This window comes from Streptomyces sp. NPDC111656, assembly GCF_055656965.1.
In genome coordinates this window covers 1-7,722 of sequence record NZ_JBVKCA010000059.1, presented here as the reverse complement: position 1 = coordinate 7,722, position 7,722 = coordinate 1, and the positions used below count along the sequence as shown (strand labels likewise).

Sequence of the window (7,722 nt, the reverse complement as noted above, 5' to 3'; positions counted from 1 at the left end):
ACGTCTCCAGGGCAGGGCGGACAAGCGATCTGCAGGCGTACGACGGCGCATTTACTGTGCCCCCGGCGCACGGCGAAGCCGCGCTGGATTGCTGTTGGGGATCTTGGAGTTGCCGAGGTCAGGTGCCCAGGGTGCGCCAGGATTTTGTCCGGGGGATCTCGTGTTGGTCGAGGTAATTCTGGAAGGCGGTCGGCCGGCGGGGAGGGGGTGCTTCCTCGGTCGGTGGGAGACCGCTGAGGCGCTCGATGTTGATGGCGATGGCGGTCAGGACGTGCTGGGGGTGGACCTTGCGCTGTCCTCGGTAGCGGCAGCGGCGCATGCCGTGGCCGTGGGCGAACTCGTTGAGCTGCGTGAAAGTGCCTGCGTTGACGACGAAGCGCCGCTGGCCGGTCCTGTGGCCTGCGCCGTCCACGGCGACGGCGGTGTGAGAGGACTTGTGGGGGTCGATCCCGATCGTGATCACGCGCATCCCGGTCTGTACTCGAAGCGGCGAAGTATGCGGTGGGCACACTGACTTGAAGTAGCGGTCGCACACGTTTCATGCCTCTGTCGAGCCACACCGCGTGGGTGTCGGCCGGCGGCGGCACGCTATCGGAGAGCCAGCCCATGGACGGCAAGGGGCACTGCGGGCCCGTGCCGACCGACACCCTGGACGCTACGGCTGCAGACCGCGCGTCTGGGCCCGATTCAACAAATCAGGGGCCTTCGCGACATGCACCGTCACAGTCTTGACCGCCCCGGCCCGGCGACGGCCACCAGTACCCGAGGCGATCAGGAGACAGGCGACCTTGCCCAGCATCACGCAGTCCACGACCTCATGTCACATCCCGGCCGACGCCGAGGAGGACATTCTCCTCGGCGTTGACACCCACAAGGACGTCCACGCCGCGGCCGTCATCACCACGCTCGGCGCCGCTCTGGACGGCCGCAGCTTCCCGGCGACCGCGGAGGGGTACCGCCAACTCATCTCCTGGACACGCTCGTTCGGGACAGTGAGGCAAGCCGGAGTCGAGTGCACCGGATCCTACGGTGCCGCCCTGACGCGGCACCTGCAGGGCGAAGGCATCGAGGTGACCGAAGTCAACCAGCCCGACAAGGCCGCCCGGCGGCGCCACGGCAAGACCGATGCCGTCGATGCCGAAGCCGCCGCTCGCGCCGTATTGTCCGGCCGGGCCACGGCCACGGCCAAGACGAGCAACGGGCCAGTGGAGATGCTGCGACTGTTCAAGCTGGCGAAGGGGTCCGCGATCAAGTCCAGGACCCAGGCCATCAACCAGCTCAAGAGCGTCCTGGTCAGCGCCGATGCCGAACTCCGCGAGTCTCTGGCCGGGCTGAGCAACCCGAAGTTGTTCAAACAGTGCGCCGAGCTCGCGGACTCTGGGCTCCCCGGGCCGGCAGGAGCCGCACGTCACACGTTGAGCCTGCTGGCCCGCCGCATCCAGCACCTGACCCAGGAGATCAACGACCTCAACACACGGATAACCGAAGCGATCAAAGCGAGTACTCCCGGCCTGCTCGACATCAACGGCGTCGGCCCGGACAGCGCAGCAGCCCTGCTCATCTCGGCCGGTGACAACCCTGAACGCCTCGACAGCGAGGCGTCCTTCGCCGCCTTGTGCGGCACCAGCCCGGTCGAGGCGTCCTCCGGCAAGACCCAGCGGTGCAGGCTGAACCGAGGCGGCGACCGTTCAGGCGAACGCGGCGCTCTTCCGCATCGTCCTCAGCCGCCTGCCCTGGGAGGGCCGTTCCCAGGACTACGTGCGGCGACGCCTCGCAGAGGGCAAGACGCGCCGCGAGATCATCCGCTGTCTCAAGCGGTATGTCGCACGAGAGATCTACCGACTCATCGCCCCCACAAACACCGGTGCAGACGGCACGGGACGAACCCGAGGTGCAGCTTGACATCCATAGCGGCATCACGGCCGTCAGCGAGGCTTTCAACAGCGTGCTGAAGGTCGAGTACGTCCACCGGCACACCTTCGCCACACGCACTATGGCCCGGATCAGGATCGCGACCTGGATCACCGACTTCTACAACAGCCGTCGGCTACACAGCATGTGCGGCTTCAAGAGCCCGATCGACTACGAACACGACTACTGGGCCAACCTCACCGAGGAACTGGCTGCATAGGAAGGTCTCCGCAGTTCGAGGGGATTGACAACCTCCTTGCGGGATTTGGTGCGAAAAGACTGACAGTCGTAGGAGTCGCCCTTGGAGCCGACGGAAGCCACGGCGGCTTCCTGTTCGAGGCGTTCGGTGTAGCGGATGGCCTGGTATTGGGCGCCGCGATCCGAGTGGTGAGTGAGGCCGGTGAGGTCGGCGCCGGTGTGCCGGCGTCTCCATATGGCCATCTCCAACGCCTCCAGTGCGAGGTCGGCGTAGAGACCAGCCGACCCCAGTGCGCGACAATCAAGAGCGGCGGGCATCACCTGGGCGCGATGGATACGGTTCGCCTCACCGACCTTCTTCCTCCGGGGGTTGGAGTGGAGGTCGAGAGGTGGTTCTTGGGGGATACAGAGGTCCCTCTTGCTGTGCTGTCCTCAGCAGTGTCGGCCGTCTTTCCGAGATGCGGATGGAGGTCTTCGCGCGTGCACTGTTACTACCAGCGGTGTCTGGCGGACCGTCCCGCCGCCGGCCGACGGGTGCGACTCGATCTGCGGGCACGTCGTCTCTTATGCGACAACAACCGCTGTGCGCGACGGACGTTCGCCGAGCAGATCTTGAATCTGACCCGTCGAAATGTACGTCGCACGAACGCCCTCACTGCCCAACTCACCGACATCGCCCTGTTTCTGGCGGACGTGCCGGAGCTCATCTGTCCGGACACATGACCAGCAACGTCTGCAAGGACACCCTGCTCCGCCTGCTTCGCGCACTTCCCGCCCCGCCGCCAGAGTCTGTCCCGTGTCTGGACGTCGACGAGTTCGTCGTGCGCCGCGATCGTACCTACGCAACGATCCTCTTCGACAGGGCAAGCTGACGGACACTCATGCAAGATCGAGGCTAAGCGTCAGGATCCACCAACGCCGACTCGAAGGACCATCCAGTGAGTCCGGCACTACGGTACGCGTCGCAGACCTCGGCACCTGCCACAACCGCCGTCGACAGCTCCGGATATGGAAGGTGGAATATGCGCCGACCAACCTCCGCCCAAATTTCCTGCCGAATATGCGGGAACCCAATCCTCGCCCAGTTGTACTCGGAAGGAATGGAGCGGGCCTCGTCGACGACATCCAGTACTGGATCCGCGCGGACGACAGTCAGCGGCAATTCGCCAAGCCTCAACAGCGCGATAGCCCGGAGATCCGCACCTGAGATACCCCTCAGGATGCGCAACGCAGTGTCATCGCATACAAAGTCCCGAAGGACGTTGTGACGGAAGATGTTCGGCCGCCGGCCGGAGGCTCCGATCTCCCAGTACACCTCCGACCTGCCTGGCTCAGCGCTGCCGGTGATCGCGATTTCCACGTCACTGTAGAGATAACCGAACGTATCCACTTCGGCCTCTACCAGACATGGAGCCGCAGGATTCATCATATTCCGTTCCCGAAGTTCAGATCCAAGTCCTGGAGTGTCTGCTTCGTACTTGACAGCACATCCACGACCGCACTCTTCCCGCCAGCGGAATTTGCATTCACGATCTCATCATTGATCCACCGAACATAGTCATGCGGGAACGTTCCACGGTGAGTATTATGCCCCAACCACACTCCGTTTTCAGCCGAGTCGATATCGATTCCGTGGTTCTTCAGGATGCCGCGGGCAGCAGTCGCCAGCCTGTGATTCTCCGGGACGAGGTGGTGCGCTTCCGGATTCGGCGTCGTCGGGTGCTCGCCACTGGCCCTGAGAGTTGGCGGGTACCCCGGAGGCATGCGGTACCCAGATGAGGGCGGGCTGACCGCCGAGCAGCGCAAGCGCCGCAAAGAGATACGGATACGGGCCGTCGACCTCTTCGAGGCCGCGGACGTCGTCACCAGTTCCGACGAAGACCCCAGACCCTACGACGCCGAAGTCAGTAACACCCCGGGATCGTCCCCGCACCCCTGTGGCGTCCTGAGGAGGTCGACAGCCCGTGGAACAGCGGTGGGGAACGGGAACTCACCGTCTGGGAGCGCCTCATCGCCGCCGGACTGGCCCGGAAAGCCTAGCCATGATTCCCCGGTGACGATCGCCGGATAGTCGTCAGGTGGCGTGTCCGCGCGACCGGGACATCACCGGGACCATGTCGTCCGGCCTAGTGCACTTCGTCACGAGAGGCGATCCCAACAGGCCGGGCCTGCCGACGTGGGAAACTCCATCCGTGGTCTGTGACCTGCAGATTGTCGCGAATGGTCAGTGGTCGCCAGAGGGGTGTGTCAGGTGGGTGGATCGTTCTGTTGCGACTGCCCTACCTGGCCGTGTCGAGCGTGTTCGCCTTCATCCGGCTGCTGCCGATGAGCGCTGCGGCCAAGGACATCGAGATCTTGACGCCGCGCCACCAGTTGGCTGTCCTGCAGCGGCAGATCGACAGGCCACGCGTCACCCTGGCAGACCGCGCTTTCCTCGCCGCCCTCCTCCACCGGCTCCCCACGCGGACACCGCGGCAGCTACATCTGATCGTCTCGCCGGAGACGGTCCTGAGGTGGCACCGTGACCTGATGCGCCGTCGTCAGAGGGTTACCTCGCGTCCGCGCCGCCAGCCCGAAAGCGGTCCGGCAGGCCGCCGACCCGTCGCTCCATCCAGGTCCTTGTCCTGCGCTTGTCCCGCGAGAACAGCTCCTGGGGGTATCGGCGCATGGGCCTTGCCTCCCCTATCGCCCATCGCGGTGGCCGATACCGGCCTGCCGTGCAGCCGGATTCTGTCCGGTATACCCCTCAGCAAGATCACCGCAAGCGGACGATGCGGCAACTTCGCCCCGGCGGCCACCGATGGCCGACAGAGCCTCGCAGGCCACCTCTTCCCCCCAGACGCTGTTCACGCAAGGACCGCGGCAACCCCACCGTGCGAGGGCTGCACTCTCCAGCCGGGCGATCAACGAGACCGAGAAGAAGCGCGCGGCCGCTGCCAAGGTGAAATACGTCAACGGTCTGAAGGTCACCAGCCGCTCCCTGCGGGCTGGCTCGAACACCGACACGAAGTGCGCCAAGGTGCCCCTCACCGAGCCGCGCGAGGTGGGCGACTGGGGCGAGAAATCTGTGCTCCCCGACTCCCGGTACAACCGGCTGCCAAGGACGCCGACAAGTACGCCAAAGAGGCGCAACAAGCCGCCGAACAGACCGAGGACAAGAAGAACGGGGAGCAGATCCAGACCGGAACCATCCTCGACGCCGAGGGCCACATCGGCAACGTGTTCTATGTCGTCGACCATTACGAGAACATCGGCGACCCGGAGACTCTGTCCAAGACGTCGGCCTGCGACGACTGGAATAGCAGGATCGTCTACACGGGCGACTGCACCATCAAGGCGCGAATCACCTACAAGGCGATCCTCGACCTGTACCTGTGCGACACCGAAGACTTCAATCCGGAGTACAACATCTGCCCCTCCGAGGCGGCGGTGTATCTCGGCCAGCAGCCGTCCAAGGAGATGACCAAGGAAGTCACGCACAACATCACGATCGCGGAGTTCAACGCGAACGTCGACCCGATCGACATCCTCTTCGGCAGCTGGATTGACTGCGGCAAGAAGATCGGCTCGATGCTCAAGATCTCGGGCAGTGGAGGAAACTGGGGCGGATGCGGCTGGGCCGCTTTCGACGTCGCCAGCCTGTTCGCCGGCAAGATCGTCCGGCCGATCGCCGACGCGATGCGTGCCGCGGATGCCTCCCTGCGAACCGGCATCGGCATTGCTGACGCTATGAAGGCGCTGCGTACGCTGAACCTCGACGCGCAAGCAATGGCGCGGATCGAACGTTGGGCGGAGATTGCCGAGACGACGCGTACGGCGTGCCCGACTAAGACTCCCCCCAGCGCCACACGCGGACTGATTGCTGGAGCCTCGGCCAAAAATGCCCGAGGCGGCAATGTTGGCTGCATTGTGACAGCCGTGGAAGGTCTCGAATCTGCGGCAGTAGCTGTTGGAAAGTTCAAAAAGCCGGGAAACATGAGCGGAGCCCTGTATCTGGAAGGGCTTGACGAATGGCTTGCCGTATCGAGTGGACGTGGAAATCTTCCCGCAGGCTACATTCGACCTTCGGGTGCAGGAGACTTCTACCACCATCTAGAGGCTCAAGCAGCAGCTGCAATGCACAGGACAGGAAGAAAAGTTTGGGCGCCTCTTCATCAGTGGCGACTATATCTGTGGCGCATGCGCCGACAGGCTCCCGAAATGGCTTCCTAAAGATGCGGTTCTCGAAGTGACCTACCGCACGAGTGACGGAGCGATAGAGACTGTCCCATTCACCGGAGTAGGGTAGAAAAGCGACCGACCCCGACAGGTCTTCCTGTCGGGGTCGGAGCCGGTTACTCCTGATGACCTCGCTTCGCTGCATCTACTCGATGCGTCCAGATTTCAACCAGTCGAGGTTGGAAATCTTGTCCAGATAGGTCATGGCGGCAGGCTCCTTGCTTCCGATTTGGATCTGCACATACCCGGACTTAAGGCCCCACGGAGCATGATCCTGAAGCGCTGGGCCGACATCCGCTATCAGCGAATCACCCATGAATACTCGATGTCCAGCACGCGGCACTCGCCACCCGCGGAAAGAGACTTCCGTCATGGGTGCCAAAATTTCTGAAAGCAGCTCCTCTTTCACTTCGTCGCACACCCTTCGGGATGTGGCATTGTGGGCTGCTTCATTGAGGGCGTTGTGAATCAAGAATTCGGGAAGGCTCTCTGCGCACTTTCCCCATTCTTCGTAGAGCTGTCCCTCGTAGACGTCCGTGGGGCTGCCTGGATCGAAAGCCCATACCTCATCGCCAGCGTCTGTCATGAAGATGGCTTTTCCGTCTTCTATTGCGATTTCCTTTGGTGCCCTCATTCTTCTTAGAGTCGTGAGCGGCCTTGTCCATTGAGAGGCGAGCTCATGCCAGTCCTTCAATGGCTCAGGCAGCCATGCATGCGGGCCCGACAAGCGGCTTGACGAGGCGTCGGGCGGCCCGTACCAACTGGTGAGAAATTGCGCCAAGTCGACGCTCGCGGGATCAATCATGAGGAGATTGTCTCACGGATGGGATGGGGGATATGGGTCCTGCTTGATGCAACCGCATTCCAGTCAAGGTGAGTGGCAAAGTGGCCCTCCAGCCCTACCTAAGGGCCCGTAAAGAATCAACACGTTGCTTCGCGGTCTCTCTGTCGTTGGTGTGGTATGCGCATACCGAGCGAGGTTCGTGGCCAACTTGCCCTGAGATTCGGGGTGTTGTTCCCCCATCTCAATGAGCGGCAGCAGCGGCTGGCGCTGGCCGCCGAGGCCCGGCTGCTGGGGCATGGCGGGGTCCGGGCCGTCGCGCGTGCCGCGGGGGTGAGCGAGACGACGGTGCGGAAGGGGGTCTTCGAGTTGGAGGGCGGTGAGGACCCGTTGCCCGATGGCCGGGTCCGCCGGGATGGCGGCGGTCGCAAGAGCTCCGAGGAGCTTGACCCGCTGCTCGTTCCGGCGTTGCTGGCGCTGGTCGAGCCGGATGAGCGGGGCGATCCGATGTCGCCGCTGGGTGCTGTCACGTTGTTGGGTGCGTGGGTGCCTGATGGTGTGTCGGGGCGTGGTGGGGCCCGGGTGCCGGCCTGGGGTCAGGTCGTGGTGGGCCG

Annotated in this window: 8 protein-coding genes and 5 pseudogenes; 6 read left to right on the top strand and 7 right to left on the bottom strand. The window is 63.6% G+C overall.

The window, feature by feature from the left end; genetic code table 11:
• Nucleotides 1-118 precede the first annotated feature (118 nt).
• Nucleotides 119-463 (bottom strand): transposase, encoded by a 345-nt coding sequence (locus tag ACZ7M3_RS52460; protein ID WP_472073872.1) that lies wholly within the window; start codon nt 461-463, stop codon nt 119-121.
• A 325-nt stretch (nt 464-788) separates the two neighbouring features.
• Between ACZ7M3_RS52460 and ACZ7M3_RS52455 the strand changes: the two are divergent.
• Nucleotides 789-1,902: pseudogene (locus ACZ7M3_RS52455) on the top strand (IS110 family RNA-guided transposase).
• Nucleotides 1,903-1,945: 43 nt separating this feature from the next.
• Entirely contained in the window at nt 1,946-2,131 is a 186-nt protein-coding gene (locus ACZ7M3_RS52450) for an IS3 family transposase (protein WP_472073874.1), read from the top strand.
• A gap of 65 nt (nt 2,132-2,196) precedes the next feature.
• On the opposite strand, the pseudogene ACZ7M3_RS52445 reads toward ACZ7M3_RS52450, so the two are convergent.
• The 3 genes and pseudogenes from ACZ7M3_RS52445 to ACZ7M3_RS52435 form a co-directional block, all read right to left on the bottom strand.
• A pseudogene (locus ACZ7M3_RS52445) lies at nt 2,197-2,382 on the bottom strand (IS3 family transposase); the annotation flags it as partial.
• Nucleotides 2,383-3,004: 622 nt separating this feature from the next.
• Nucleotides 3,005-3,538, bottom strand: coding sequence for a hypothetical protein (locus ACZ7M3_RS52440; RefSeq protein WP_472073870.1), 534 nt, complete (start codon nt 3,536-3,538; stop codon nt 3,005-3,007).
• Nucleotides 3,535-3,873 (bottom strand): AHH domain-containing protein, encoded by a 339-nt coding sequence (locus ACZ7M3_RS52435; RefSeq protein ID WP_472073868.1) that lies wholly within the window; start codon nt 3,871-3,873, stop codon nt 3,535-3,537. The genes ACZ7M3_RS52440 and ACZ7M3_RS52435 overlap by 4 nt, the downstream gene beginning before the upstream one ends.
• Between ACZ7M3_RS52435 and ACZ7M3_RS52430 the strand changes: the two are divergent.
• Both ACZ7M3_RS52430 and ACZ7M3_RS52425 read left to right on the top strand, forming a co-directional pair.
• A pseudogene (locus ACZ7M3_RS52430) lies at nt 3,872-3,961 on the top strand (helix-turn-helix domain-containing protein); the annotation flags it as partial. The gene ACZ7M3_RS52435 and the pseudogene ACZ7M3_RS52430 overlap by 2 nt on opposite strands.
• A gap of 62 nt (nt 3,962-4,023) precedes the next feature.
• Nucleotides 4,024-4,149: pseudogene (locus ACZ7M3_RS52425) on the top strand (SAM-dependent methyltransferase); the annotation flags it as partial.
• 207 nt (nt 4,150-4,356) lie between these two features.
• Here ACZ7M3_RS52425 and ACZ7M3_RS52420 read toward each other — a convergent pair.
• Nucleotides 4,357-4,560: a hypothetical protein gene (locus ACZ7M3_RS52420; RefSeq protein ID WP_472073866.1), complete on the bottom strand. Its 204-nt coding sequence runs from the start codon at nt 4,558-4,560 to the stop codon at nt 4,357-4,359.
• A gap of 231 nt (nt 4,561-4,791) precedes the next feature.
• Nucleotides 4,792-5,349: a hypothetical protein gene (locus ACZ7M3_RS52415; RefSeq protein WP_472073864.1), complete on the bottom strand. Its 558-nt coding sequence runs from the start codon at nt 5,347-5,349 to the stop codon at nt 4,792-4,794.
• Here ACZ7M3_RS52415 and ACZ7M3_RS52410 point away from each other — a divergent pair.
• Nucleotides 5,329-6,321: a hypothetical protein gene (locus ACZ7M3_RS52410; protein ID WP_472073862.1), complete on the top strand. Its 993-nt coding sequence runs from the start codon at nt 5,329-5,331 to the stop codon at nt 6,319-6,321. The genes ACZ7M3_RS52415 and ACZ7M3_RS52410 overlap by 21 nt on opposite strands.
• A 151-nt stretch (nt 6,322-6,472) precedes the next feature.
• Here the strand turns inward: ACZ7M3_RS52410 and ACZ7M3_RS52405 are convergent, their stop codons facing one another.
• Complete coding sequence (locus tag ACZ7M3_RS52405) at nt 6,473-7,132, bottom strand: hypothetical protein (protein ID WP_355977343.1); 660 nt, start codon at nt 7,130-7,132, stop codon at nt 6,473-6,475.
• Between the two features lie 156 nt (nt 7,133-7,288).
• Between ACZ7M3_RS52405 and ACZ7M3_RS52400 the strand changes: the two are divergent.
• Nucleotides 7,289-7,722: pseudogene (locus ACZ7M3_RS52400) on the top strand (ISAzo13 family transposase); the annotation flags it as partial.

Coding starts and splice junctions, on each gene's coding strand:
- ACZ7M3_RS52440 (WP_472073870.1), bottom strand. CDS start 3,538: ATGATGAATCCTGCGGCTCCATGTCTGGTAGAGGCCGAAGTGGATACG.
- ACZ7M3_RS52435 (WP_472073868.1), bottom strand. CDS start 3,873: ATGCCTCCGGGGTACCCGCCAACTCTCAGGGCCAGTGGCGAGCACCCG.
- ACZ7M3_RS52415 (WP_472073864.1), bottom strand. CDS start 5,349: ATGGTCGACGACATAGAACACGTTGCCGATGTGGCCCTCGGCGTCGAG.
- ACZ7M3_RS52405 (WP_355977343.1), bottom strand. CDS start 7,132: ATGATTGATCCCGCGAGCGTCGACTTGGCGCAATTTCTCACCAGTTGG.